The sequence below is a fragment of the Candidatus Peribacteraceae bacterium genome, from assembly GCA_041661065.1.
In the GTDB taxonomy this organism is placed as follows: domain Bacteria; phylum Patescibacteriota; class Gracilibacteria; order Peribacterales; family Peribacteraceae; genus CAIKAD01.
This window is the reverse complement of the sequence record JBAZVD010000001.1, coordinates 1,165,161-1,191,171: the sequence shown is the minus strand read 5'-3', so window position 1 is coordinate 1,191,171 and position 26,011 is coordinate 1,165,161. Positions and strand designations below refer to the sequence as shown.

At 64.0% G+C, this 26,011-nt stretch carries 20 protein-coding genes and 1 tRNA gene; 14 read left to right on the top strand and 7 right to left on the bottom strand.

Annotated features, from left to right (window positions below; genetic code table 11):
• The first annotated feature begins 44 nt into the window (after positions 1-44).
• The 10 genes from WC698_05460 (at position 45) to nrdR (ending at position 13,818) form a co-directional block, all read left to right on the top strand.
• Positions 45-2,870: a hypothetical protein gene (locus WC698_05460; protein ID MFA6039679.1), complete on the top strand. Its 2,826-nt coding sequence runs from the start codon at positions 45-47 to the stop codon at positions 2,868-2,870.
• Positions 2,867-3,727 (top strand): hypothetical protein, encoded by an 861-nt coding sequence (locus WC698_05455; protein MFA6039678.1) that lies wholly within the window; start codon positions 2,867-2,869, stop codon positions 3,725-3,727. The genes WC698_05460 and WC698_05455 overlap by 4 nt, the downstream gene beginning before the upstream one ends.
• Positions 3,711-4,490, top strand: coding sequence for a hypothetical protein (locus WC698_05450; protein ID MFA6039677.1), 780 nt, complete (start codon positions 3,711-3,713; stop codon positions 4,488-4,490). The genes WC698_05455 and WC698_05450 overlap by 17 nt, the downstream gene beginning before the upstream one ends.
• Positions 4,487-6,355, top strand: coding sequence for a hypothetical protein (locus tag WC698_05445; protein ID MFA6039676.1), 1,869 nt, complete (start codon positions 4,487-4,489; stop codon positions 6,353-6,355). Before WC698_05450 ends, WC698_05445 begins: the two co-directional genes overlap by 4 nt.
• 94 nt (positions 6,356-6,449) lie before the next feature.
• Positions 6,450-7,808, top strand: coding sequence for a hypothetical protein (locus WC698_05440; protein MFA6039675.1), 1,359 nt, complete (start codon positions 6,450-6,452; stop codon positions 7,806-7,808).
• Between the two features lie 131 nt (positions 7,809-7,939).
• Complete coding sequence (gene dnaE / locus WC698_05435; protein MFA6039674.1) at positions 7,940-11,761, top strand: DNA polymerase III subunit alpha; 3,822 nt, start codon at positions 7,940-7,942, stop codon at positions 11,759-11,761.
• Between the two features lie 14 nt (positions 11,762-11,775).
• Positions 11,776-12,000, top strand: a complete 225-nt coding sequence (locus tag WC698_05430; protein MFA6039673.1) for a hypothetical protein — start codon at positions 11,776-11,778, stop codon at positions 11,998-12,000.
• A complete protein-coding gene (locus WC698_05425) occupies positions 12,001-12,585 on the top strand; it encodes a hypothetical protein (GenBank protein ID MFA6039672.1) in 585 nt (194 codons plus the stop codon).
• Between the two features lie 9 nt (positions 12,586-12,594).
• Positions 12,595-13,212 (top strand): L-threonylcarbamoyladenylate synthase, encoded by a 618-nt coding sequence (locus WC698_05420; protein MFA6039671.1) that lies wholly within the window; start codon positions 12,595-12,597, stop codon positions 13,210-13,212.
• Between the two features lie 159 nt (positions 13,213-13,371).
• On the top strand, positions 13,372-13,818 hold the full coding sequence (gene nrdR / locus WC698_05415; GenBank protein ID MFA6039670.1) for a transcriptional regulator NrdR: 447 nt from the start codon (positions 13,372-13,374) through the stop codon (positions 13,816-13,818).
• A gap of 389 nt (positions 13,819-14,207) precedes the next feature.
• On the opposite strand, the gene WC698_05410 is transcribed toward nrdR, so the two are convergent.
• Positions 14,208-15,086, bottom strand: coding sequence for a class I SAM-dependent methyltransferase (locus WC698_05410; GenBank protein MFA6039669.1), 879 nt, complete (start codon positions 15,084-15,086; stop codon positions 14,208-14,210).
• 82 nt (positions 15,087-15,168) lie between these two features.
• Here WC698_05410 and aspS point away from each other — a divergent pair, with 82 nt between their 5' ends.
• Complete coding sequence (gene aspS / locus WC698_05405; protein ID MFA6039668.1) at positions 15,169-16,929, top strand: aspartate--tRNA ligase; 1,761 nt, start codon at positions 15,169-15,171, stop codon at positions 16,927-16,929.
• A gap of 153 nt (positions 16,930-17,082) precedes the next feature.
• Entirely contained in the window at positions 17,083-17,991 is a 909-nt protein-coding gene (locus WC698_05400; GenBank protein ID MFA6039667.1) for a hypothetical protein, read from the top strand.
• Between the two features lie 12 nt (positions 17,992-18,003).
• Here WC698_05400 and WC698_05395 read toward each other — a convergent pair.
• Positions 18,004-18,089: transfer RNA gene (locus WC698_05395), tRNA-Leu, on the bottom strand.
• 73 nt (positions 18,090-18,162) lie between these two features.
• Between WC698_05395 and WC698_05390 the strand changes: the two genes are divergently transcribed.
• Entirely contained in the window at positions 18,163-18,444 is a 282-nt protein-coding gene (locus WC698_05390) for a hypothetical protein (GenBank protein MFA6039666.1), read from the top strand.
• Between the two features lie 5 nt (positions 18,445-18,449).
• On the opposite strand, the gene WC698_05385 is transcribed toward WC698_05390, so the two are convergent.
• The 3 genes from WC698_05385 to WC698_05375 all read right to left on the bottom strand — a co-directional run bounded on the left by WC698_05385 (position 18,450) and on the right by WC698_05375 (position 20,114).
• The gene (locus tag WC698_05385) at positions 18,450-19,001 is read right to left on the bottom strand and encodes a prepilin-type N-terminal cleavage/methylation domain-containing protein (GenBank protein ID MFA6039665.1); all 552 of its coding nucleotides are present in this window, start codon (positions 18,999-19,001) and stop codon (positions 18,450-18,452) included.
• Positions 19,002-19,095: 94 nt separating this feature from the next.
• Positions 19,096-19,650: a type II secretion system protein gene (locus WC698_05380; protein MFA6039664.1), complete on the bottom strand. Its 555-nt coding sequence runs from the start codon at positions 19,648-19,650 to the stop codon at positions 19,096-19,098.
• A 41-nt stretch (positions 19,651-19,691) separates the two neighbouring features.
• On the bottom strand, positions 19,692-20,114 hold the full coding sequence (locus WC698_05375; GenBank protein ID MFA6039663.1) for a hypothetical protein: 423 nt from the start codon (positions 20,112-20,114) through the stop codon (positions 19,692-19,694).
• Positions 20,115-20,323: 209 nt separating this feature from the next.
• Between WC698_05375 and WC698_05370 the strand changes: the two genes are divergently transcribed.
• Positions 20,324-25,069, top strand: a complete 4,746-nt coding sequence (locus WC698_05370; GenBank protein ID MFA6039662.1) for a hypothetical protein — start codon at positions 20,324-20,326, stop codon at positions 25,067-25,069.
• A 47-nt stretch (positions 25,070-25,116) separates the two neighbouring features.
• Here WC698_05370 and WC698_05365 read toward each other — a convergent pair whose 3' ends face one another.
• On the bottom strand, positions 25,117-25,581 hold the full coding sequence (locus WC698_05365) for a thermonuclease family protein (protein ID MFA6039661.1): 465 nt from the start codon (positions 25,579-25,581) through the stop codon (positions 25,117-25,119).
• 43 nt (positions 25,582-25,624) lie between these two features.
• A complete protein-coding gene (locus tag WC698_05360) occupies positions 25,625-25,978 on the bottom strand; it encodes a four helix bundle protein (protein MFA6039660.1) in 354 nt (117 codons plus the stop codon).
• Positions 25,979-26,011: the final 33 nt, after the last annotated feature.

The following is a 26,011-nucleotide window of genomic DNA, read 5'->3' as shown; positions in this document are numbered from 1 at the left end:
GGCAACCCTTGCCTCTCCTTCCATCCTTTCCGCGCCGGAGATATGTGAAGCCGACTGTACTGGCCTTCCTCTTCGCCATGCTCCTGCCGGGGAGTTCCAGCGCGCTCTACGAGGTGCCGGGGGAACGGGAGAAGGGGGGAATGATGGGAGTGGTGGAGCAGGGGATCCCGCGGGAATTGGAGAAAGCCAACTGCGGCTTCCGCGTTCCCGGAGAGCAGGAGGATGACTACATGACGAAGGTGTACGGCGTGCCGCTGCGTCCCGCGACCTGGCGCGACCGCCCCACCGGGGAAGATACGGCGAGCAACCCGTACCCCGAAACGGCCGAAGGCTTGGTGTTCAGCGCGTACTGGTGGCACGACGCGTGCCGCCTGCAACGGGAATCGAATCCGCCCTGCAGCGACCCCCAAGGGTGCGTGAATTACTGCCAAGGAGTGAACGACGCGATGCGCTACAAGGTGTACCGCGCCACGGCGTGCGAAGTGCACATCGCGGACTTCGCGGAGGACGAGGCGGGGAACTCCGTCTTCGTCGGATGCCACACGGAAATCCATTCCACGGACAACGCCGTGGTCTCGGCTGACTGCCATTCGTGCCCCGGGAGCAGCCCGGAGTGCGCCCCCACCAAGCCCATCGCGTACGCGTACGTGGGCGAGAAGTACCAGTGCACGGGCGACTGGGACGAGGAACATGACGCCCAGTGGATGGGATCGGAAACCGGTTCCATACTGCACGCCGACTTCGGATGGGTATGGACGGACGGGAAGCCGGACGTGCGCTTCCCGCGCGAGGAGTGCGCCGCCTTCTGGACCAAAGGGGAAGACCATGAACACCGCAACTGCATGCCCTGCACGGGGGACCAATGCCGGTCGCTGGAGGGGCGCTCCCTGCGCCCGGAATTCGACCCGCCCAAGGACCTGTACGGCGACATCCGCCTGTATGATTCTTTGTACCGACGCTACACGGCCACGCATGACCTGGCGGAAATTCCCCGGACGCAGGCGCCGGAGGAAGAAGAAAGGGACGATATCCGAGTGCAGCTCGCCTGTTACAACTGGTACCGGGAGAAGACCCTCAACCCCGACGACCCGAGCCACCGCACCTGCATCGCCGACGACCTGCAGCTGGAGAAGTTGCGGACGCGCACAGTGGAGGATGACGTGGAATGGAACGCCGACGACGCGCTTCCCTCCGGGGAGAATGCGGGGGGATTCACGCTGGATCCGGAAGGGTTGACGACGGATCCACGGAAAGCGAAGGGCGTGAGTCGCTTCAACGCCCCCGCGCTCCCTCCCACGGACCCCGTCCCTCCCTTCGGCGAGACGTCCAAGTACGTCACGGTGCTGCAGCGGCTCGAGCGGCAGATGGAGGGGTTCCCCCCCACCGTGGAACTCATCCTCCCCCTCGTGAGTTCGGAGGACGAGCTCGCGCGCCTTTTCGGCCCCCGCACCTCCGCCGCCGCGCGCGACATCACGAGCGTCACGGTGCCGCTGCAGGCGGGGCTGTTGGACGCCGTGCGCGAGATCCTGCGGCAGGCCGTGTTCGCGCGCGCCGAAGAAGACGTGGTGCCCGTGGTGGTCCCCCTGCTCTCGGAATCGGAAATCCAGACGGTGACGGAAGCGTGGCAGGGATGGAAGGAGCAGCGCCGTCTCCTCAACCTTCCGGTGGGGGAAGAAGTGGATGCGCTCCTTGCGAAACTCGGGCGGTACCGCGAGCAGATCACGGAGTTCAGGGCGCTCCGCGCCGCGCTGCCCAACGCCCTCGCCACCGTCCTGAACCGCCGCGAGAGCCTGAGTGACGCCATCGACGCCTGGGTGGCTTCGCGCATGGCGCCGTACCAAGCGCTGATGGGACAGGAGGGGGAAAAGCGGGAACTCTTCGACGCGTGGAGGGAACTGAAGGAAGCCGCCGTCCGCGCGGGCCAGGTGAACGCCACCTACTGCAAAGCCGACCGCACCACGCCGCCGCTGCGCGCGGAGGATGCGGTGCCGGCCATCGACTGGATCGAACTGGAGAAGGAGTTCCCCCTACCCGCCATCCCGCCTTCCCCCCGCCACCTCGTTTTCGACTTCAGCGACATCTTCTACGAAGGCATGGAGGACGCCGCCGCCCTCCGCATCCCCGTCCTCAAGCCGGTGCAAGTGGCCATCAACCTCCCCCTCCCGCCCTCCCCCCAAGCCACGGGCCTTCCTCCCTCACTCCCGGACCTGCCCACCGTGCCGCCCCTGCCGGGCGTGTCCGCCCCTCCGGCGGTGAGCATCGAGGCGCGGTACGGGGCGGAACCTGCCGGCACCACCGTGTCCTACCGAGAACTCACGGAGAAGTTCCGGCAGCTCGCCGGTGATTTGCGCGCGGTCCGCGACCGCTACGATGACCTCATCTGGGTGGAGGAGAAGCATCCGGACCTCGCCTGCCCCGTGATGGGAACGGACGGCTGCGTCTTCCCGGAGACCATGCTCTGGCGCATCTTCATGCGTATCTGGTCCCCCGTCGGCGCGTTCCTGGACAACGGAACGGACCCCGCAGGCACGGCCTCCTCGCTCTCCTCGGCGCCCTCCTGCCCCTACCCCGGATGGGAGGATGTGGACCAGTGCCTGCTGCAGGAGAAGCTGATCCGTCAGGGTTTGCGCATCACGCTCCCGGCGGGCACCACGGAAGGGACCGCCTCCTCCCTCGCGGACCTGCGGAGGGACATGCGGGACGAGACGCTCAACCGCGACGGGTCGCTGGTTCCCATGGGCCCCGCGGCCCCGCCGTTCGATATCGTCTCCCCCTCCGACCTCTACGAGTCGTACCCCGTCCCCGGGAACGTGCGCCTGGAACTGAACCCCGCCGCTTCCGCTTCTTCCTCTTCTTCCTCCCGCAGGTGAAGCACCCCAGCCTGACAACAAAGGCATTCCCCGCGCTCCTCGCGGCTTCCTTTCTCCTCGCCCTCTCCCTGCCGGGCACGGCGCTGGCGCAAGCGGCGCCCGACGGCGCCGCGCTCTGCCGATCGCAGATCAACGCGTTCCTCAAGCGGGAGAGCGCCGTGTTCGATGCCCGACTCTTCGGGACCAAGCGCGCCGCGGATGAGCCGGAGGGCGCCACGCGGACGGCGTTCGACGGTACCCTCTACTTGAAAACGGAGGAGGACACGTGGGCATCGAGCGGCGCCACCATGAGCAACGCGGACATGGACGGCGCCACCGCGTACGACCTGCTCCCCGCGCCCGGGACCGGCTCGCCCGCCGTCCCTTTCCCCGGCATCCTGGAAACGCGCAAGGCGCTCACTTCGGACCTTCTCCCGCACCTCACGCAGAGCTTCCGCGCCTTCCTGTGCCGCGTGGAGAGCGTGTGCAAAGCTGCGGAACTGGCGCTTATGAAGAGGGCGGATGGGAACAGCGCCACCGTGAAGGTAACCGTCCCCGGATGCCGTGAGATGGAACTGCCTGTCCTCAACCGTTGCGTCCCCAATCCCGTCACCTTCATCCTCAACGACCAGGCCACCCTCCCCCACTACTGCGGGCCCGTCGCGGAAGACCTGATCCTCTTCCAGGAATCCAAGCTCCTCTTCCTGGCGCACGAGGACGCTTCGCACCGTACCCTGCGCCAGTTCGCCGGCTACCTGGAACCGTTCCTCAACATCGTGCGCTTCCCCTTCGTCCAACCGTTCCGCCAGGTGACCTCCTTCGTGGGGCAGTGGAGCGGCATTTCCTGTTTCCTCTCCCATTGTGCACAAGAAGAGTAAGCCCTTCCCCCGGCTCTCCGCCCTGCTGCTGGCAGCCCTGCTGCTGGGAGCCACGCTCACCGTGGTTTCCCGCGGGCCCCGTTTCCGCGCGCAGCTCACGGGGGAGGAGGGGAGCTCCGCTTCCGCCATCGCCGGCCTCCCGCCCTGCCGGCGCATTCCCGCGCTCTTCCCGGAGAACAGGAACGATCCGGAGGGGAGGGGATGGGATGAGGATTTCTCCCGCACGGTGACGGACATCCTGGATGAAATGGAAGACGAGAGCCCCCTCTCCTGCACCGACGACGCCAAAACCCTCGCCTCCCCCGCGCTGCAGAGGCTGGCCTCCCGCCTCCCCCAGTGGCAAGACAAGCAGCCGCTCTTCGCGTCGGACGTGCATCCGGTGCTGCTGGATTACTTGGAAGCCTACGGCTGCGCACTGAAGGAGAAAGGCATCCTGCTCCCGCTCGACCTCCAACGGAATTCCGCCACCGCGCAACCCGCCACGAACGCCATGGCGACCTTCGAGTGGTTCCGGCTGGGAGACAACCGGCTCGCCGCCCTGCGCGAATCCCTGCGCCGCACCCTCCTCATCACGTTGGGGAGCGAAAAGCTTGCGCCCCTCGAACGGTCCTTCCTCTGTCTCAACCGCGCGTCCAAGGACTTGCGCAACCTGTTCGGCCTCCTGGGAGAGGCGAGCGCCTGCATTCCCGTCCGCACCTGGGATGTGCGCGGCACCCTGCGGCACTTCCCCGCCGACGCCGACCGTTCCCCTTTGTCCCCGTGAGGAAAACCTTTGCCCTCATCGGCGCGCTCTCCGTGCTCCTGCCGCTTGCAGCGGGCACGGCCGCAGCCAAGGAGGGGCTGTTCGAACAGGTGAGCCGGATGGTGCTGGAAGAGCAGCGCATCCCCGATGACGTGGCGGCCTTCGCCGCGCACGCCTTCAACGCCTGGGCGGCCGCCAACGACCCCGGCCTTACGCCGCTGACGCCGGAAGACGTGCGCGCCGTGCTGGAATCCCTCGCCCCGCCGCACCCGCTCTGCGCCAAGCTGGGGATCAACTACTCCGGCCGCTGCCAATCGGCTTACGACGCCATCCGGAAGATCGCGGAGCGGGAAACGGCAACCCTCCGCCTCGGCCGCCGCCTCCAAGTGACCGCGACGCACTACGAGGAACCCATCAGTTCCTTCAGCGTGCAGCCCAGCGAACTCTCGGCCGCCTACCTGGAAGTGCTGCAGGTGTGGGGCATTCCGCTCAACGCCTCTTCCACCTCCCTGCCGCAACTGCGGCTCCTCTCGCTGGGGAATGACGAGGAGACCATGATGCTGCTGCAGTCGCTGGACGGGACGCTGCAATCGCTCCCGCGGGAAGAGCAGCGCACCGCCGCCGTCTGGCGTTACCAGTACGGCCTCTCCTTCGTGGAGCAGAAGAGCGCCGCCACGGATCCGGACCGGCAGAGCGGCCCCGGCACGGAACGCCAATACCTCTTCGCACGCCCCCCCGACGTGGAGCGCTCCCTCAGGGATTTGCGCAACGCCGTGGTGCGGAAGGTGGACCCTCCTTTGCTCGCGGGGGAAATCGCCATGGCACTCCTGCCCCTGCGGGAGAACGTGTTCGCCTGGGCGTACGTCCGGGACGGGAGCAAGGATGTGCCGGGAGAGGACGCGCTCCCCCTGCAAGACGTCGGCCTGCGGTGGGATACCGCCCTCAACCCCGTCCTGCCTTCCCTGCTCGCGGACGAGAACACCGCCATCGTCGGCGGCACGTACCCGCCCCCGCCCGTGCGTTCACCGGAAGGCGATGCGCTCGCCGCGGGCGGCAGCGGCCTGTGCGACAGCTTGAGCGGAAGGCAAGGCTTCCTGTGCAGTACGCGCACGCGGCGGACCATGGGGACGGGGAGCTGTCTGGAACCGCCGCCTCCCCCCAAGGACAACACCATCATCCTCTCGCCGTGCTCCCCGCCCTCCTCTTCCACGGGCGCGAACGCCCTGCGGGATATCTGCAAGCAACTGCGCTCCTCTTCTTCCGCCTCCTCCGCGCAACCCTGCCAACCGGGAGGAGAGGCGTCGTACCCCTACACCGTCATCGGGCACGCATGCTTCGTGCGCGAGTGCGCCGAGCGTACGTACGGCCACACGGTGATCCCCAAGAGGGATCCGCTGGTGGCGCAGGAAGACACTTCCCCCTGGGACCACTGTCGGGAACCGGATCCCGAACCGGAACCGCTCAAGATCCCCGCCGCAGCAGCCCTCCCCGTCTTCCCCGCCTACAATCCGGAAGCGCGGGCCAAGGAACTGCTGCTCCAATACTGCCAAAGCCGCGGCCGTCCCCCCACCCTCCCCCCCGTGCTCTGCCAAACCTCCCCCTCCGCCTCCCTCGCCCTCACCAACGTGATGGCCGCCTTCACCGGCCTCTCCCTCACCCGCGAGTGGGACACGCATGCGCAGGAGGAATACTTGGAAGCGGCGGAGGCGCAGGGTCTGGACCGGGGAACGACGCTCGAACGCGAGTACCTGCGCCTCGTGAGCGCCGCCATCAACGGCACGCTGCGCACCACGGTGGACGTGCTCCGGCAGATGGCCATGAACACGTTCCCCACGGCGATGTGCCCCCTTAATCCCCAGGAGGACCTGATGGTCTGTTCCCAATGACAACCGCATGCGCTTCTCCACACTCCTAGCACCGGCGAAAGCACCAATGACCAAGTGCCAAGTGCCAAGTGCCAAATTATTCCATCATTGGTCATTGGTCATTGGTGCTTGGTGCTTCGCCGTGGGAACCGCCTCTTTTCTCCTCCTTCCCCCCTCCCTGCACGCACAGGAATACGGCGTCTCCGCCTACACCCGCCGCGTATTGGAGCGGGCGCACATTGCGGAAGAAGCCCTCACCGCCACCGGCGGCACCGCCGCCTGGAACGCGGATGATATGTGGAGCTGGCTGCAGACGGGGATGTCGGCCGTGTTCGGCACCCGCGATACCGCCATCACGCGCACGGCGGAGCAATTGCGCCTCTCGCAGATGACGGCGTGCCAGTTCGCGGACATCTCCCTCATCCTGCAGGAGATGGAGAAGGTGCGCGGGCTCCTCAAGCAGGCGCGCGACGCGAAGAAGACCCTCTCCGTCCTGCGGCTCTCGAGCCTGTATGAATTCCTCAACGAACGCCTGCAGGTGGTGGAATGGGGCGGCACGCTGCCGGGCGCGGAGGATACCGAGTGGAGCGCCGCCCACAGCTTCGACCCGCCGGGTGAGCGGGAGCGGATCGCGGAGGAACGGCTCTGCCCCTTCAGCACCAAGTACGCGGATGTGAGCGTGGACCGGCGCTACGGCTGCACCGTGGAAGTGATGGACGAGGCGCTCGCCGCGCTGTACCAATCCGACGTTTCCTACGGGACCATGACCTCCACGGAAGCGGAGCGCGACGCCCTTGCCGCCTTGCTCGCCAAGCTGGAGACCCTCCCCGGCTCATCCGCCTCCGCAGCCGCACAGGTGGAGGGATGTGTGACGGAGTGGCCGGAAGAATACCGCACCTGGTCCTCGGGGCGCTTCCAGGAAATCCCCGGCGGAAGGTACCTCACCCTCCTCAAGCTCATTTGGCACATCGAGCTGCTGCGCCCTTCCGCCTACCTGCCGGATAACCCGCTCACGTGGAACGTGGGGAAGGCCGTCCTCAACCCCCTCCTCGCCTACGAGACACAAGTCTTCAGCACGCAACAGGCGAAGGACGATTCCCTGCTACGGATCGGCGTGGTGGAATCGCAGGGCATCGAGGAGGCGTTCTCCCCCCTCACCGACACCATCGGGGATCTGGCACGGCTGGTGCAAGACATCGATCCCGTCGAAGGGGATCGGGTGAGCTCCGCGCGCTCGCTGCGCGACTTTGTGCGGGACATGGCCTTCTTCCTGCGCCGCTCCTGCATGAACCGCTCCTGCAACGCCACACTGGAGCGCGTGATGAAGATCACCACGGCGGATTCCTGCTTCCCCTACACCTCCGGCGAAGCCGACCTGCCGCCGGACGCCACGGCGGAGGAGAAGGAAGCGAAGGCGCGGGAACTGCAGCGCGAGTGTGCGGAGGAGGCGGGGGTGGAAGAGGGGAGTTTGTGAGAACCGTAGTACGTATTTCGTATGACGTATCACGTATGTTTTGTCCATTTGGCCTGTTCACATGGTTCAAGGGCTTTTGTAGGTAATACGAAATACGAGATACGCACTACGTAATACGATATGATGACCACGTGAAATCATCCGACTTCGTCCACTTACACTGCCACTCCACGTACTCCCTCCTGGAGGCGCTGCCCTTTACGGCGGAGATCGTTGCGCGGGCCAAGGAGCTGGGACAGACGGCGGTGGGGCTGGCGGACAAGGGGTACGGGTACGGGCTGATCGAGTTCTATAAGGAGGCGCAGAAGGAGGGGATCAAGCCCATCCTGGGGATGGGCGTGTACGTCGCGGCGCGGACGCGGAAGGATAAGGAGAGCGGGACGGATACCAAGCGCTGGCCGCTCACGCTCTTCGCGGAAACACAGGAGGGGTACGAGAACCTGCTGCAACTGGCCACGCTCGCCGCGCTCGAGGGCATGTACTACAAACCGCGGGTGGATAAGGAGCTGCTCGCGAAGTACGGGAAGGGGTTGATTGCGCTCAGCGGCCCCTTGGGCGGCGCCCTCCCCCAGGCGGCGCTCCAGGAGGACGGGGAGAGGATCGCCAAGCTCACGGAGGAGTACCGGGAGTACTTCGGCAAGGACAACCTGTACTTCGAATTGATGGACCTGCCGAACGTGGCGGGGCAGGCGGAGGCGAACCAGCAGCTCGTCAAATGGGGGAAGGAGCTGGGGGTGCCGCTCGTGGCCACGTGCTACAGCCACTACTGCCGCCCGGAGGACGTGGAGGCGCACGATGTGCTGCTGTGCATCCAGAAGAACGCGAACGTGAACGATCCCGGCCGCTTCACCATGCGCGACAGCGACTATTCCATGCGCCCGTTCGAGGAGATGGAGAAGGCGTTCGCGCACGTGCCGGAGGCGCTGGAAAACACCCGCGCGATCGCCGACCGCTGCAACGTGTCGTTCACCTTCGGCAAGTACCAGATCCCGCGGTTCCCCGTGCCCGGGGGGAAGACGGAGGAGGAGGAACTCACGCGCCTCGCGCGCGAGGGCTTTGCGCGCCTCTACCCGCAACCCACGGATGAGCTGAAGCGGCGCCTGGAGTACGAGCTGCAGATCATCAAACAAGTGGGCTTCTCCGGGTACTTCCTCATCGTGGCGGATTTTGTGAACGAGGCGAAGCGGCGGGGCATCACGGTGGGGCCGGGGCGCGGCTCCGCCGCTGGCTCCATGGTGAGCTACTGCCTGGGAGTGACGGGCATCGACCCCATGGAGCACGGGCTGCTCTTCGAGCGCTTCCTCAACCCCGAGCGCATCTCCATGCCCGATATTGATTTGGACTTCGCGGACACGCGCCGCGACGAGGTGCTGGACTACGTGCGCGACAAGTACGGCAAGGACAAAGTGGTGCAGATCTGCACCTTCGGGACGTTGGCCGCCCGCGCCGCGGTGAAGGACGTGGGCCGCGCCTACGGCGTTCCGTTTTTGGAGATGAACAGCCTGGCGAAACTGATCCCCGAACGGCCGGGCACCAAGCTCAAGGACGCCATGGGGACCACGGAACTCAAGGCAGCCTACGACAGCAACGAGACCTACCGACGCATCATCGACATCGCCTCCCAGTTGGAAGGCAAGGCGCGCCACGTCTCCGTCCACGCCTGCGGCGTGGTCATCACGCAGGAGCCGGCCACGGCGTATACGCCTCTTCAGCGCGCCCCCAAGGACGAGGACATCATCATCACGCAGTATTCCGCCAAGCCCCTGGAAGCGCTGGGGCTGCTGAAGATGGACTTCCTAGGATTGACGAACCTCACCGTGATCCAGACGACGCTGGAAATCATCGAGCGTCTCTACGGGCTCAAGCTGAACATGACGGAGCTCCCGCTGAACGACAAGGCGACGTATGCATTGCTGCGGGAAGGGGACACGACCGGCGTCTTCCAGTTCGAATCCGGCGGCATGAAACGGTACCTCAAGAAACTCAAACCGACGCGCTTCGAGGACCTTGTGGCTATGGTCGCGCTCTACCGGCCGGGCCCGATGGAGTACATCCCGACGTACATCGATAATAAGGAGCATCCGGATGCCATCGACTATCCGCACCCGGTCCTCAAAGAACACCTGAAGGACACCTACGGCGTGGCCGTCTACCAAGAACAAGTGCAGCAGATCGCGCAGAGCTTCGCAGGATTCACGCTGGGACAGGGCTACATGCTCATCAAGGCTGTTGCGAAGAAGATCCCCAAACTGCTCAATGAGCAGAAGAAACTCTTCATCGAGGGGGCCGTGTCGAAAGGTCATACGAAGAAGGAAGCGGAAGAGCTGTTCACGATCATCGAACCCTTCGCCGGCTACGGTTTCAACAAGTCCCACGCCGCGGGGTACGCGCGCATCGCCTTCGAGACCGCCTACTTGAAAGCGCACTTCCCCACGGAGTTCATGGCGGCCCTCCTCAGCAGCGACGCGCAGAAGACCGACCGCATCATGATCGAGATCGAAGAGTGCCGGCAGATGGGGATCGCCGTCCTGCCGCCGGACATCAACGAGTCGCTGCGGCACTTTACGGCCATCCCTCCGGCCGCAAGGAAGCTCGTGCGGGGGAGCGCGCCCAAGGGATCGATCCGCTTCGGGCTCTCGGCCGTGAAGGGAATCGGGGACAGCACCGTGCAGCAGATCATCGGCATCCGCGAACCCTTGAGCAAAGCCCAGGGCAAGGAGGGAGGGCCGTTTACGTCCGTGGAAGACTTCGCACAACGCATCCCCAGCAAGATCCTCAACAAGAAAGCCATCGAGGCGCTCGCCAAGAGCGGGGCGTTGGACAGTTTGGGCGACCGCCGCCAGATCATCGACCACTACGACCTGATCTCCGACTACTCCAAAGCCGCGGGTGATGAGGGACACATGCAGGCGGACCTCTTCGGAGCCAGCGGGATGGAAACCGAGGCCGCCAAGATCACGTTCCCCAACACCCCCAAGGCCACGGCCGCCGAGAAGCTCAAGTGGGAGAAGGAGACGCTGGGCATGTACGTCAGCAGCCATCCGCTGGCGGGGCTGCGGAAGTACATCGGCAAGAAGGCGCAGCTCATCGCCAATCTCACGGCGAAGGACGCGGGGAAGAAGGTATCGCTCGCCGGATTGGAGGAGGGCATCAAGAAGATCATGACGAAGAAAGGGGAGACCATGGCCATCCTCACACTGGAGGACCCCACCGGGAAAATGGAGGTGACGCTCTTCCCCCGCGTGTACACGGAAGCGGCTCCGCTCTTCGGCCAGCCGGATACCGTGCTGGTGGTGGGCGGCACGCTGGACATGCGGGCGGGGCAATTGCAGATGCGCGCGCACGCGCTCAAGAAGGCGTCGCTCTCCACCATGGTCAAGCGCGCCAAGGAGGAGAAGTTCTTCGATGAGGAGGAAGCCAAGCAGGGATTCGTATTGCGCAAGCAGGCCGCGGTGGAAGGGGAGGAGACCATCGAGATGGTGGATGAGGAGGGAAACGTGGTCGCCGGCGAGCAGGTGACACTCGGGAAGAAGGAGGTAGCGGACGATTACTTCGGCCCGCTGGGGAAGTGGATCGTGGGGGGGATGAAGACGGAGGAGCCGATGCGGCGGTTGGGATGGGGAGGCGAGAAGGATTCCGAGGTTGCCGAGGATTCCGAGGAATCGCATCCAAAAACTCCAGGATCAGGAATAACTGCCAACTCTTCGGCATCGTCGGCAACGTCGGAATCCTCTCCGACAACCATTCACATACATACCATCCCGCTCCCTCCAAAAGCTCCCCGCCAGCTTCTCCTGGAACTGAAGCGGATCTTCGAGACATTCCCGGGCAAGGAGAAGATCCAGCTGAAGATCGGCGAACAACTCGTCCCCTTGCCGCTCACGGTGACCATGTCCACGATCCTGGAGAAGAAGATCGAGGATGCGATTGCGGCCTACGCGGCGAACGACTAGTGTTCTCCATCAGCATGACCGCATTCACCCTCATCCTCAGCGGCATCCTCCCCATCCTCGGGGCGGAGGGCATCCTGTGGCTGCTCTTCCGCCGGCGCATCCTGGAAATCGAATTCCCCCGCATGGAAGACCGGGGCCTCTTCCGTGCCCAAACGCTCCGTGGCGCGGGGCTCTTCACCCTCATCCACGCCGTGGCCGTCTCCGTCCTCTTCGCTGTCGTGCTTCCCGTCTTCTGGTAAATGGCTGAACCTTCCGTGTCCGCCGGGATTGCCGCAACGCCTGCAAGCGAGAACGGCCATGATGAGGAGTTGCGTCTTCATTTCCGCGAGCATTGGCTGCGCCTGGCGCCCGCCACATTGGCCATGCTCACCGTAAGCGTCATCATCGCCGGCGGGCTGTTCCTCTTCCTCTCCGCCCCTTTCGCGGATGATCCCGACGCGCGCCACGTCGCGCTCGTCACCGCCGCCGTTGCTTTCGGCCTCACCCAGGTCCTATTTACCGTCAAAGTGCTCACGTACAACCTCTCGCTCACCATCGTCACCACGCGCCGTATCCGCCGGATCCACAAATCCCTGTTCTTCACCGACAACCAGACAAGCATCGAGATCATGGAAGCGCAGGACACCTCCAAATCCCAGCGCGGCATCCTCCCCTCGCTCCTCGGCTTCGGCTCCATCTTCATCCGCGCGGAGAGGACCGCCATGCAGATGGAGTACGTGCCGCACGTGGATCGGATCTACGAGAAACTCCTGCAGCTCCTCAACGAAATCAAACGCGAGAAGACGGCCGAGAAAGCCCTCCCCCCCGAAGCCCCCCGGGCTTAAGATAGAACCATGGACATCCTCCCAGCCGACGAGCAGGGGATTGGTCGCGCGCTCACCGTCATACGGGAAGGCGGCATCGTGGCGCATGCGACGGAGACGTGTTACGGCTTCGCCTGCGACGTGAGCGACCTGGGCGCCGTGGCGAATCTTTTCGTATTGAAGAACCGGCCGTATTCCTCCCCCGTGAGCGTCCTCTTCCTTTCCGTGGAAGACGCGAAGAAGTACGCGGAGTGGAATGACGAAGCGGAAGCGTTAGCGAAAAAACATCTCCCCGGCCCGCTCACCTTGATCCTCCCACTGCGTGCAGACGCCCCACTGCAACTCTACGTGACGCCACTGCTCTCTGACCGCTCACCACTGACCGCCGGAGTACGCGTCTCCTCCCGTCCTTTAGCCCTACGCCTCGTCACGGATTTCGGCAAACCCCTTTCCACCACGTCCGCCAACTTCCACGGCTTCCCCAACCCCTACAGCGCGGAGGAGATCGTGGCGCAATTCAAGCACCAACCGATCCAGCCGGATTTGATACTGGATTCGGGGACGCTCCCGCACGTGCCACCCTCGACGGTGCTCGACGTGACGAAGGGGAGAGGGCAGGCGAATATCCGGAGAAAAGGGGGTATTTGAAAGGATTCCGACGTTGCCGAGGATTCCGAGGAACAGTTGCATCTGAAAGCCCGGCGTTTCTTCCCGACAATGCTCGGAATCGTCGGACTCCTCGGCATCCTCGGCATCTTCTCACTACATATACTCACTCCCTCCAGATCACGTTATACTCTCCCTCCTATGTACTGCCCCCACTGCAAAACGAAGGACACAAACGTGGTGGATTCCCGCCTCGCGGAGGAAGGGCGCGCGGTGCGGCGCAGGCGAGAGTGCCCCAAGTGCGGCCACCGCTTCACCACCTTCGAACGGCAGGAGCTGAGCAACTTGATCGTGGTCAAGCGTGACGGCACGCGGGAGCCGTACTCGCGGTCCAAGATCGAGCGCGGCGTGTGGCTGGCGTGCACCAAGCGCTCCATTTCGCAGCAGCTGATCGACCGGATCCTCACCAAGCTGGAGGAGAAGTGGGCATCGAACAAGAAGGAAGTCTCCTCCTCCACCATCGGCACCGACGTGATGCGGGAGCTGCGCAAACTTGATCACGTCGCCTACATCCGCTTCGCCTCCGTCCACCGCGAGTTCAAGGATGTGGAAGAGTTTAAAGAAGAGCTCGGCAAATTATTCCGCTGATAGTTGTTGTTCTGTTCTTCTCCCCCTTCCCTAGCCCTTCCCCCGGTGGGGGAAGGGAATGTTTTTGTTTTGTGGGTTGTGCACAAAGGATCCTTCAGCTCATAAATACAATGGGGGGTTCGCGCGCCGCGGGGGGTGAAGGGGAAGGCCCTGCTTCGACATGGCCTGCCGACGAGCCAGCCCCGAAACCTTGCAGGGGCTGACGAGGAGGCGCAGGGCCGGGCGGCCTGCCGGCCGTAGCAGAAGCCCCAGAGCTGGAAAAAGGAGTGGATGAGGGCGCCCACCTTCGCCAAGGCTACGGTGGGCGGCCTTCTGCGAAGGCCGGAGGGGAGTTCGGCGCGCGAGCGTTTTCTTTCCCCCTTTCTTTGTCGCCCTGACAAAGAAAGGGGTCATGCCTTCGCGCTCATATCGTAATTCCACGCCAGCCTCTTGAGCAGCGGGACATGCGCTAGAAAACGGTCCACCTTCCGCAAGAACGCGGAGCCGGGACGGTACTCGGAATCGGGGAGCCGGAGGAACTTGCGGACCAGGACGACGGCGTGCTCGTAGAGCTTCTCCACAAAATCCACCGCCTCCACGCGGGCATCCGTGAACTTCGCCTGCCAGGCGAGCCGGCGGAGGTCGTCCATGGAGAACCCTTCCGTGGCGTCATCCGCGCAGGAGACCGCATGCATGTGCCTGCGTCGCAGCACTTTCTTGAGCGCATCCCACAGCGGCTTGAACAACCGGTAGCTCCACTTGGCCGGCTCGTAGCCCACGAGGAGGATGCCCCCCGGGCGCAGCACGCGCCGGAATTCGCACATCGCCAGGAGCGGGGAGGAGAAGTGGTGGAGGCTGGCCGTGAGGAAAACCCCGTCCACGGACGCATCGGGAAAGGGGAGGTGCAGCGCATCCAGGACAGCGAAGGTGCCCCGCGCGTCGATGTGCAGCCGCTTGGCGGCTTCCGCCACCCAGCGGACGGAACCCGGGGAGACGTCGCTCACCACCACGCGGTGCCCCTCCTGCAGCAGCGCCAGCGAATGGGCGGCTCGCCCCGCCGCCACTTCCAGGATCACCGCATCCTTCCCCAACGCACGGAGGGGGTCGGCGAACGGGGGCCGCCTGCGGTCCAGAGCCCGCGCGAGATCGAAGGTGCGGCTGCGCACATCGTACGTTTCCGCGTCCATCCCCCCGATGGTATCGCGCGGGAACGTTTCATCAATCCAGATGGCATCATCCAGACGCAACCGTGCCGCGGGAAGGACGGGGTAGGGAAAAACTGCCTCCACAGTGGATAAGGATGACGGGAAACGGCGACGAGTGCAATGTGTCCGCTTCCCTTTCCCCTCTCATTGACCCTATACTCCTGCCATGTTGCGCTCCCACACTTGCGGCGAACTCCGCCTCTCCGACGAAGGCAAAAAGGTGACGCTCTGCGGGTGGGTGCACCGGCGGCGGGACCACGGGGGATTGATCTTCGTGGACCTCCGCGACCGCTACGGCCACACGCAGGTCGTCTTCCATCCGGAGGATAAGGAAGTCTTCTCCCTGGCGGAGAAGATCCGCCCGGAGTGGGTGCTCAAAGCGGAGGGGACGGTGAGCAAGAGGATCGAGGGCGCGGAACGAAAGGACAAGTCCACGGGGGAGATCGAGGTATTGGTGAAGGGCATGACGGTGCTCAACGAGGCCAAGACGCCTCCGTTCGAGATCGACGTGGATGCCGATGCCAACGAGGAGGTGCGCCTGCAGTACCGCTACCTGGACCTGCGCCGCGAGCGCATGAAGGAGAACCTCGTGATGCGCCACCGCCTCCTCCAGGCGACGCGGCGCTTCTTCTACGACCGCGACTTCATCGAAGTGGAGACGCCCATCCTCATCAAGGGAACGCCGGAGGGCGCGCGCGAGTACGTGGTGCCGAGCCGCGTCTACCACGGCCTCTTCTACGTGCTGCCGCAGTCGCCGCAGCAGCTCAAGCAGCTCACGATGGTGGGCGGGCTGGACCGCTACATGCAGATCGCACGGTGCTTCCGCGACGAAGACCTGCGCGGCGACCGCCAGCCGGAGTTCACGCAGATGGACTTGGAGATGTCCTTCGTCACCGCCGAGGATGTGATGGCAATCAATGAGGATGCACTCACCAGCATTACGAAAGAGCTGCGCCCGGACGTTGCGATCAAGCAGACGCCCTTCCCCCGACTCACCTGGGAACAGGCGCTGGCGACGTACGGATCGGACAAGCCGGATTTGCGCTTCGGGCTCACGTTCACGGACATGACGGAATTGGCCAAGGGCTGCGGCTTCGGCGTCTTCGCGGACGCGGTGAAGGCGGGCGGCGTGGTGAAGGGCTTGCGGGTGGAGGGCGGCGGAAGCTTCTCCCGCAAGGAGACCGATGACTTGGGGGAAGTGGCCAAAGTGTACGGCGCCAAGGGGCTGGCGTGGATCAAGAAGGTGAACGGGAAGTTCGAAGGCATCCCCGCCGCCAAGTTGGGTGATGACGTAGCGGGGAAAATGGCGGACAAGGCGGGGATGAAGGACGGGGACATCCTCTTCTTCACAGCCGACAAGTTCGAGACTTCCTGCATCAGCCTGGGAGCCGTGCGCTCGGAGATCGGGAAGAGAAAGGATTTGGCGGACCCCAAGGTCTTCGCCTTCGCGTGGATCACGGACTTCCCCATGTTCGAAACGGAGAAGGAGACACAGGAACTTCAGGCCATGCACCATCCGTTCACGCGGCCGAAAGAGGAGGACCTCAGCCGCCTGGAGAAGGAACCGCTCGCGGTAAAGGCGGAAGCATACGACGTGGTGCTCAACGGCTACGAGATCGGCGGAGGCTCCATCCGCATCCATGAACGCGCGCTGCAGAAGCGGATCTTCGACATCCTGAAGATTACGGACGAGGACGCGGAGCGGCGCTTCGGCCATATGCTCCGCGCCTTCGAGTATGGCGCCCCTCCCCATGGAGGCATCGCTTGGGGCTTGGACCGCATGGCCATGCTCTACGCAGACGAGCCCAACATCCGCGAAGTGATCGCCTTCCCCAAGGACCAGAAGGGAAAGGACCTCCTCCTCGGCGCTCCGTCAATGATCCCGGAAAAGCAGCTGAAGGAGCTGGGGGTGAAGATCGTCCAATGACCGAAGCGTATAGCGTATTCCGTAGTACGTAGTACGTATGACTGACAAGTGAGCCGGTGATACGAAATACGTAATACTAACTACGTCATACGCCTCCCATACCCCCTCCCTTCTGCCATTTCTCATTTTGCATTTTGCATTTACCATGGAGCCATGACCACTCCATCCGACCCGAAGAAAGAAGAGCTTCTGAAGTACCAGCAGGAGAGCCTGAAACGGATTCAGGCGGATGAGGCGGGGCGGGAAAAGAGGCAAGCGCAGCGGCGCACGGAGAAGGAGGAGTTCGCGGAGCGGAGCACGGAAGCCGTGGCTGCCGCGCAGCAGGCGGAAGCGCAGAAGGAGAAGGAGGCGGCTGTGTGGAAGAAAGCGGACCTGGAGCGGAAAGCCGCGGTGGAAGCCGAGAGGAAGCGAAAGGAGGCGGAGGCGGCGCATCGGACGGAAGAGAAGGCGAAGAAGGAGGAGTACGAGGGAAAGCGGAAGGCGTACTTCGCTTCCCTGCAGGAGGCGACGGTGCGCAAAATGCGGCAGGAGAAGGAGAAGACGGAGCTCAACCATGAGCATGCCCAGCTCGTGGAGACGGCGGAAGTGCAGGCGCGCACGGCGCGCATCGCGGCGGAGAAGGAGGAGATGAAGATGAAGGCGGAGGTCGACCGCGAACTCATCGCCAAGCGCGATGTGCTGATGCAGGAGATGCAGGAGAAGCGCACGGCCGTGCACAAGCGCGAGATGCAGGCGAAGATGAAGCTGGAAGGGGAGAAGCTCTCCCGCCTGCGGCCTCTGGAGCTTCGGCATCAGGACCCTTCCTCTTCCGCCCTCAAGGCGGCGGTGGATCGTGAGTGGCGCCAGAAGTCAGCCGAGATCGAGCGGAAGGCGGGGGAAGAGCGCTCCGCCGTGGAAGCGGAATCGACGCTGCGCAAGAAGAAGCTGGAAGCGGACGCGCAAAAGAAGAAGGCCGACATCGAACGCCAGACCTCGCAGGAGAAACAGCAAATTGACCTCCGGCTGCGTCTGGAACGGGAGCGGATTGAGAAGGAAATGCAGGAGAAGAGGCAGGGGGGATGAGGTGTGTATTTCTGGTGCCGAGGAGAGGACTCGAACCTCTATGGGATTGCTCCCACCAGCTCCTAAGGCTGGCGCGTCTGCCGTTCCGCCACCTCGGCACGGACCCAGTGTATATCTCCTTCCGCCCCCTGCCCACTTCCCTCCTTCCCCCTTTCAGCCTACCATCCCCCCATGAGCCGCACGGGGGGTATCTTCCTCTTTCTCTACATCCTCGTCGGGATGGGCTACACATTCCTCACGCGCAGCCTTCCGCTATACCATGCGGTATCCGATGATGCGCGCGTGCAGCAGGCCTTCACCATCGCCCTGAATATCGCCGGCTGGCCGTGGAACCTCGCCTGCCTGTGGGGACCGCCGGGGAGCGGGTACGGCTACATGGGCGCCACGTTGTGCGTGATCCTCATCTGCGTCATCGCAGGGGTTGCGTACGCATTGGACAGCGCCTCGCCCTGAACGCTTCAGGAGGACGGGCAGTTGAGGCAGTAACCGGGGTGCGAGTCCGGCATGCTTGGATGCGCACGGCACTTTCCCTGGATGCAGTAGTAGACGCTGCTGTAGTAATCGAAGTCCTGCACCCAGGGTTCATCGGGGAATCGGCACAGTTCCGGATGTGCAACGGGACAGAAGCGGATGGAGATCTGATAAGCAGGCTTGCCGTCGGATCCCGTGAAGCTGTCCCAGTCATACACAGCTCCCGGCCAGGGGGCATACGGCCAGTTTCCCGGCCCCAGGTACTCCTGGATGCCCGGCGGCACGTTGCGGTCCACATCCCCGGGCCACGCCCCTTGCTGGTCGATGGCCATCTGAACGGTCGCCTTGGCGATCTCCGAGAGTTCCGCGCTCGCGCGGGACATGCGCGCCTTCTCCATAACCCCGCCCACTCTTCCGAAGATGAAGGATGTAAGAGTGGCAAGGATGGCGATAACCATGATGATCTCCATCAGGGTGAATCCCCGAAGTGTCGGATGCGCCTTGGGCAGAGCGGGTTTCCGGGAAGGTTTCTTGTGCACGGTAGACAGTATAGGGCGCAACAAGGCATAAAAGGAATATCCCGTCCCCATCCCTGTCCATGGAACCTTTCTCCCTTTCCCCCCAGTCAATCCCTCAGGACGACGGGCAGTTGAGGCAGTGGCCGGGATGCGTATCCGGCATGCTGGGGTGCGAGCGGCACTTCCCCTGGATGCAGTGGTAGGCACTGCTGTAGTAATCGAAATCCTCCGCCCAATCTTCATCGGGGAAGGTGCAGAGCTCCGGATGGCCTATGGGGCAGAAGCGGATGGAGATCTGGTACACCTGTTTGCCGTCGGAGCCGACGAAGGCATCCCAATCGTACACGGTGCCCGGCCAGGGGGCGTCCGGCCAATTGCCGGGGCCGAGGTACGCTTCCACCCCCGGCGGTATGGCCCGGTCCACATCCGCAGGCCACGCCCCTCCGGCATCAATGACGTACTGGTACGTGGCCTTGGAAATTTCCGTCAATTCCACGCTCGCGCGAGACATGCGCGCTTTCTCCAGCACACCGCTGATGCGGCCGAACACGAAGGAGGCGATGGTGGAAATGATGGCCATGACCACAAGCAGCTCCAGCAACGTGAAGCCGCGGAAGGATGGCCGGAACCGCTCCCTGTTCTTCCTGCCGCGCATGGGACGCTTCGTCATGGAGTACAGTGTAAACCTTCCCGCCATCGTTCTCACCCCGGTTACGGCCTGCGAAGCCGATGCGCCCTCCCCGCTTTCAATCGCCGCCGCTGCTCCGGCGTGTGGCGATACCGGTACGCATGCAACTCCGCCGGATCCGCGTCATCTTCCTCTTCCGGTATGGACGGCGCCCCTTCTGTGAGCACGCTGATGCACGCTTGGCGGATCGTCTCGCGTACTGCGGGAGCCGGGTCGGGAGTGCAGAACCAATGCTCGCGCTGCAGAAGGCTTTCCTCCGCCCTTCGTTCCGCCTCTTCCTGCAATGCCTGTCGTCGCTCGTCGTCCGTAGGGGCTCCGTTCCGCTCTATCTGATCATGGATGATCGCCGCCATGGAAACGACTGCCGCTCGCGCCTTCGCGGGGTTGCCATTCAACGCAACCAGGTGCGCGCACAAAGTCTCCTGTTCCAGGCTCAGTTGCAGCATAGGCAAACCATCGCATGTCTTCCCCCCTCCGTCAACGGTCCGCAAGGGATACGTTCCCTCTCTCCTCTGCACCGGGCAAAGAGTCGCCCTTCATTCTTTAGGAGAAATGCATAAATATGAGAATATATGGCCTTTCTTGGCTTAGGGAATGGGAAGATGAGTGATTGTCAGAGTAATATTTTTATTGTATAATAATAACAATAACACACATGCCTAACCGACTGCGCCACATCCTCCTCGCACTCTTGGGGATTGCCCTCCTCTCCGCTTTCTCGCTGTGGATGGCGGGGGATTACATCGGTGCATTGGTGGCCACCACGGACCGTCTGCCGGGCGTTGTGGATGACACATCCGCGCAATTTAAGCCCGTGGGGAAAGGCTGGAAGCGGGATACGCTGGGCGGGTACGGCACCACGCACGCGCTCCATGCGGTGACCGTGGCACAGGGGAATGTTTCCGCATGCTGGACGGCGCCCGCCCTCACGGCGGGTCCGTACCGCGTGTACGCAACGTGGCCGCAGAATGAGGCGCTGGGGAACGTGACGTACACCGTGGAGGAAGGGAAGACCGTCCTCCTCAGCAGGGAAACGGACCAGGGATTGGAGCCGCAGGGGGAGGTGTGGGAATGGATGCCCTGGCAACTCCTGGGGGAAGTGTCGCTGGAGAAGGGGAAGAGCGTCCGGCTCTGCGTGAGCGCGCCCAACGCCACCAAGTTCGCAGCCGACGCCGTACGCTTCGTGAGCGCGGAACGAGCGCAGCGCGCCGTTTCCCTCTTTCCCTCCGGCACGTACCTGCAGGGCGAAGGGGCCCACCCCGAAGGTGAAGGCGGCTGTGCCATCCGCTGCACCGCGCCGGAACGCTGCGCGCTCGTGTGCGGCGAGCAGAAGTACGGGCGCAAGGACGGGGGCATGGAAGGGCAGTATGACTTGGTGCGCGGAGATACCGGAACGGTCTGGACATTCGAGGACGTGAGCCCTGGGGAGTACGCCATTCACGTCACCTGGCCGGCGAACGTGGTGAAGAGCATCGCGCTCGCGCGGGGGCTGGACTTCACCGTAACGGAGAAGGGAACCATCAAGAACACGCTGGGGAAATTCACCCTCCCCGTGCAGGAACTCACCAAAGCTCCGTCGGGCCCCGAGTGGGAAGGGGAACGCTGGAAGGAAATGGGGACCGTGCGCATCGGGCAAGGCGATGAGGTGCAAATCCTCCTGGAGCCGCCGGTGAAGCCTGCCTCCCTGCAGGACGTGACGTCATTCGCGTATCCCGCGGATGCCGTGGCGCTCGTGCCCAAGGCGCCCCTGCCGGTCTTCCCTCCCGCCTCCGCGATCGTTGCGGATGACGGCGGACCCTCGTTCTCCATGGCCGCCCCGCGGTACTGGGAATCCAAACCCGGAGGATACGGCTTCGGCCACAAAGTGCTGCACGAGCAGCGCTCGAACGAAGATGGGGAGGCAACCTGGTCATTCGGGGACGTGCATCCCGGCACCTACGAAATCTTCGCCACCTGGCCCGCCAATGAAGCGGCGGAAACGCGGGCGTCCTTCCGCGTGAGGGAACAGGGGCAAGCCGATTCCCCCCTGCCATCCGTGGACATGTCGCATCATCCGCGCGGCGCGCTGCGGGGGGATTCCCTGCGCTGGCAACGTGTGGGGACGGCGAAGATTGTGGAGGGCAAGAACGTGCGCGTCACCACAAAGGGCGGGGTGGCCGATGCCGTAGCGCTGCTCCCGGAAGGGGCGGCGGACGTGCCGCTCGCCCTCAAGATCACCATGGCCCGGGAGGGGAAAGGGGCCGCACAGGCCGGGACGGACATCGTCTACAACATCGCGCTCTTCAATGAGAGCAGCACGCACCCCGCGCGCGGCGTTGTTCTCCATGCCAAGAGCCCCGAGAAACTCACGTTTGACGCGAAGAAGAGTTCACCGGAATGCGCCGTACGGAAGGATGTAGTCCTCTGCTCCCTGGGGGACATCGCCCTCCGCACGACGCGCGACGTGCGCATTGTCTTCATGGTCCCGGATCGGGGCCTGTGCAGCCTGGCGGTGGAGCAGCAAGTGGAAGCGCGCCTCCAGAGCGGGGAGAGCTTCCTCAGCACGGAATTGCGGGACATTGTGGCCTGCACCCCTTCCTCCTCCCTCCCGGAACACGCCGCCCCTGAACGCGCGCCCCAGGGACCCGACCTCGTCCTCATCAAGACAGGGAGCGCTTCCGTCCTTCCCGGCGGCATCGTCACGTACATGCTCACCGCCAAGAACGTGGGGGCCAAGGAGGCGACGAAGGTGGTCGTCTCCGATTTCATCCCCGACTGGCTCACGTTCGTCCCGGCCGATTCGGACCCGTCCTGCGTGCAGGAGGGAGACATCGTCTACTGCCGGAGCCCGGACCGCAAGAGCGGTTTTCCGCTGCCGCCGGGTGAGGAGAAAGCCTTCCGCGTCAGCTTCGCCGTGCCTCCCACGGCAAAGTGCGAGAGCATCATCGCCAACCGCGCGGGCATACAGGACGCCGGCGAGGCGGAAGAGGATGCGGAGAACAACGGCAGCATGGCCATGACGCGCGTGGCGTGCCCCCTCCCTCCTCCCACGCCGATTTCCGTGAGCGCCCGAAGGGAAGGGGAGACGCCGGTGCGCCGCAATTCCCGCCTCACGTACGCCGTGACCGTGAAGAACGACAGCGAGGCGCTGGATTCCGGCGACATCACCCTGCGCATCCCTCTGCCGCCGCACCTCACCTTCCTCACGGAGGGGAGCTCCAATGCCTGCAGGGTGGATGCGGAGGGCATGACATGCATCCTCTCCCCCTTGAAACCCGGCAGGAAGGCCGACGTGCACGTTGCAGCTCTCGCCGCGTCCGATGTGGGCGCATGCGACGCCCCCCTTACTCTCGCAGTGGATACCATCGTGGACGGGAACCACGTCTCGCACGCGGTCGCGCCCACCCAGAGCATCACCTGCCCCGCCGCGGATCTCGTGCTGGGGCTTGCGCAAAGCCCGCTCTCCCTCACGGCGCCGGGCAAGGAGGCGCTGTACACGCTCACCCTGCGGAACGACGGGCCGGAAGACGCCATGGGGGCTTCCGCCGGCATCCCGCTTCCCCCCGGGCTCACCCTCCGCAAGGAAGGCACCAGCCCACTCTGTTCCCTGCAAGACTCCCGCATCGTGTGCGGCGGCGGGGACCTTGGCCACGGGACACTGCTGCGGCGGGGGGAGGAACGGAGCTATCCCATCGCCTTCGACGTCGCCTCCGACCATGCATGCGGGGAACCGCTCGCGCTGCGCGCCATCGCGCGCCTCCTCCTCTCTCAGGATCCCGTGAGCGCGAACGACTGGGCGGAAGCGCGCACCCCCGTGGAATGCCTCTCCCTGGAAACGGGCATACGGCGGGATGAGGAAGCTCCCGTTTCCCCCGGGGAACCCGTCGGGTACGTCACCACGGTGGAGAACCCCGGCAGGCTCCTGGAGGCGACCGGAGTGAAAATGGAATTCTTCCTCCCCCTCGGATTCACGTTCCTTCCCGAGGAGAGCGACCACCTGTGCTACATGGAGGCCGGACGCATGATCTGCGACATCGGCACCATGCCCCCCGGGGACAAGCGCGACGTGCACACCATCTTCGCCGTTTCCTCTTCCATCCGATGCAAATCAGAAGTGGAAATGGGCGTCCAGGTCCGCACGGAGCGCGCCAAGACGCTGCCGAAGGAAGTGCTCACGGCGACAGTGTCATGTCCTACGGCGGACCTTTCCGTTTCCCTCACGGGCTCCTCCAGCGTGGTGCAGGGCATGAGCACGCCCCTCACCCTCACGGTGATGAACCACGGCCCCCAGCAAGCACAGGGCGTGCGTGCGCGCCTGATCCTCCCGCCGGAGCTCGCACTCTCCCCTTCCCAATCCGACGCAGGCTGCAAGCAAACGGAGAGGACGGTCACGTGCAACGGGGGGAGCACGCAAGGCTTCACCCTTAATGTGGATGAAGCGCGTTCCGTACGGCTCACCATCGTCCCGTCCACCGACACGCTGTGCGGGAAGAGCCTGCGCAGCGAGGCGGACATACAGAGCCCCATGTTGGATGAGAAGCCGGAGAATGACAGCGATGCACACAACGTGCGCATCCTGTGTGAAGGCGTGAATATCGTGCTCACGAGCGAATCTCCCGCCGCCGTCCATCCCGGCCAGCCGTTCTCCGTGACGTACCGCATCATCAACCGCGGGCCGGACACCGCCGCGCACGTCAACGTGCGAAGCTCCCTCCCCGCCGGCACCACTTTTAACCGGGCGCAATCCGCCGCGGGATGCCGGCAGATAGGGACGGATGTCTTCTGCACGGGGGAAACCCTGGAAGGTTTCATCTTGCGGAAGGATGAGATGCAGACCTTCACCGTCTCCTACGGGACCTCCGTCGCCCTCGGCTGCGCTTCCCGTATCAACATGAAAGCGGAAGCACTCACGAGCTCCACGGAAACGGACGGGGAAGACAATGCGGTTTCCGCCGCCCTTCCGGTGAAGTGCGACGCACAGGGAATGGGGCGTGCCTCGGTGGACCTCTCCATCGAAAGCGCACCGCCCGCCCCCTACCCCAGCCCCGGGAAGACGTCGCAGTTCGGCATCACCGTGCGGAACGCGGGGCCCGACATCGCCAAGGACGTCTTCCTCTCCCTCACGGTGCCTTTGGGCTTCCGCCTGGACACTTCTTCCGCCCCCCTGGAGTGCGCCCAGCCTTCGTCCACGGAAATCATCTGCGGCGCGGGCGGGGATGTGGGCTTCCAATTGGGTCAAGGCCAAACGGTCCGCTTCACCGTACCGGTGCTCGCCCCTTCCGCCCAGCAGCTCAAGTGCGGTGCTTCCGTCCGCACGGCGGCGGGCGTACGCACTTCCGCGTATGACACCAATCCCCTCAACGATGCCACGCAGGGCTTGTTCCCCGCCCTCTGCCCATACGACCCCTTCGGGGCCCAGTGATCCTATGCGTACACACCGTGGTCACCCACAGCGAGAAGGGCGGACGGCTATTCCACCGGGCATTCACTCCATAAACCCAATCCCTGCTGCCGTGCTTCCCGCTCCAAACGGTTGTATTCGGCGAGACGGGGATGCGGGTAGCGCTTGTAGCTGAAGGCGTAGCCTTCGCCGATCATCTGCGCCCCGAGATCCTTTCCATCCAGGATCACGTACCGCAGGAGCCTGCCGTAGTAGTCGCGGTCTTCATCCGGTTTCCGCTCCAGCGTGACGGACTTCCCCTCCGCCAGTTCCTTCATCCGCGCGGAGGCCTCCTCGCCGAAGCACTGCACGGGCTTGCGGGGGTCCACCGTCTCGGGCGTATCGATGCCGACGATGCGGACCTTCTCGGCCTTGTCGGCAGAGACCTGTACCACCACCGTGTCGCCGTCGATCACTTCGGTGACGGGGACTCCTTGAGTGGAGGAACAGGCGATGAGGATGATGGGGAGAATGAGGATGGTGTGGTAGTGCATGGGAGGGGGGGGATTCCGACGTTGCCGAGGATTCCGACGAACGTTACAGAGAGACATAGAGTCGTGTGAGGAGATAGCTGACGCGTTGGATGTGATCATCGACGCCGGTGTATTGCGCGGAGGCCAGATAGTGGAGGTCACGTGCAAGCATGGATTGGTAGTGCAGCTCTTCCAACGAAGAAATGGAGATCGTCAGGTAATGCCGTTTATCCTTCCGTGTACGCCGCATGTTCCCTTCTGCAATATTCGTGGGAACGCTTGAGGCCGAACGGCACATTTGATCAACGAGACGGAACCGTTCATTGGGGGGAAATGTCTTGGTGAGGTCGTATATGAACAGGCAGAGACGATGTGCTTCCTGCCAGACAATGAGCCTCTCATAGGGTCGCTGATGCATGCCATGACGCTATGCCCCTCAGATTCCACCCAC

Bases quoted from the DNA above. Each gene is read 5' to 3' on its own strand.
- WC698_05430 (MFA6039673.1), top strand. From the start codon at position 11,776: ATGACCGCATTCACCCTCATCCTCAGCGGCATCCTCCCCATCCTCGGG.
- aspS (MFA6039668.1), top strand. From the start codon at position 15,169: ATGTTGCGCTCCCACACTTGCGGCGAACTCCGCCTCTCCGACGAAGGC.
- WC698_05365 (MFA6039661.1), bottom strand. From the start codon at position 25,581: ATGCACTACCACACCATCCTCATTCTCCCCATCATCCTCATCGCCTGT.
- WC698_05360 (MFA6039660.1), bottom strand. From the start codon at position 25,978: ATGCATCAGCGACCCTATGAGAGGCTCATTGTCTGGCAGGAAGCACAT.
- WC698_05370 (MFA6039662.1), top strand. From the start codon at position 20,324: ATGCCTAACCGACTGCGCCACATCCTCCTCGCACTCTTGGGGATTGCC.
- WC698_05420 (MFA6039671.1), top strand. From the start codon at position 12,595: ATGGACATCCTCCCAGCCGACGAGCAGGGGATTGGTCGCGCGCTCACC.
- WC698_05380 (MFA6039664.1), bottom strand. From the start codon at position 19,650: ATGACGAAGCGTCCCATGCGCGGCAGGAAGAACAGGGAGCGGTTCCGG.
- nrdR (MFA6039670.1), top strand. From the start codon at position 13,372: ATGTACTGCCCCCACTGCAAAACGAAGGACACAAACGTGGTGGATTCC.
- WC698_05400 (MFA6039667.1), top strand. From the start codon at position 17,083: ATGACCACTCCATCCGACCCGAAGAAAGAAGAGCTTCTGAAGTACCAG.
- WC698_05425 (MFA6039672.1), top strand. From the start codon at position 12,001: ATGGCTGAACCTTCCGTGTCCGCCGGGATTGCCGCAACGCCTGCAAGC.
- WC698_05375 (MFA6039663.1), bottom strand. From the start codon at position 20,114: ATGCTGCAACTGAGCCTGGAACAGGAGACTTTGTGCGCGCACCTGGTT.
- WC698_05390 (MFA6039666.1), top strand. From the start codon at position 18,163: ATGAGCCGCACGGGGGGTATCTTCCTCTTTCTCTACATCCTCGTCGGG.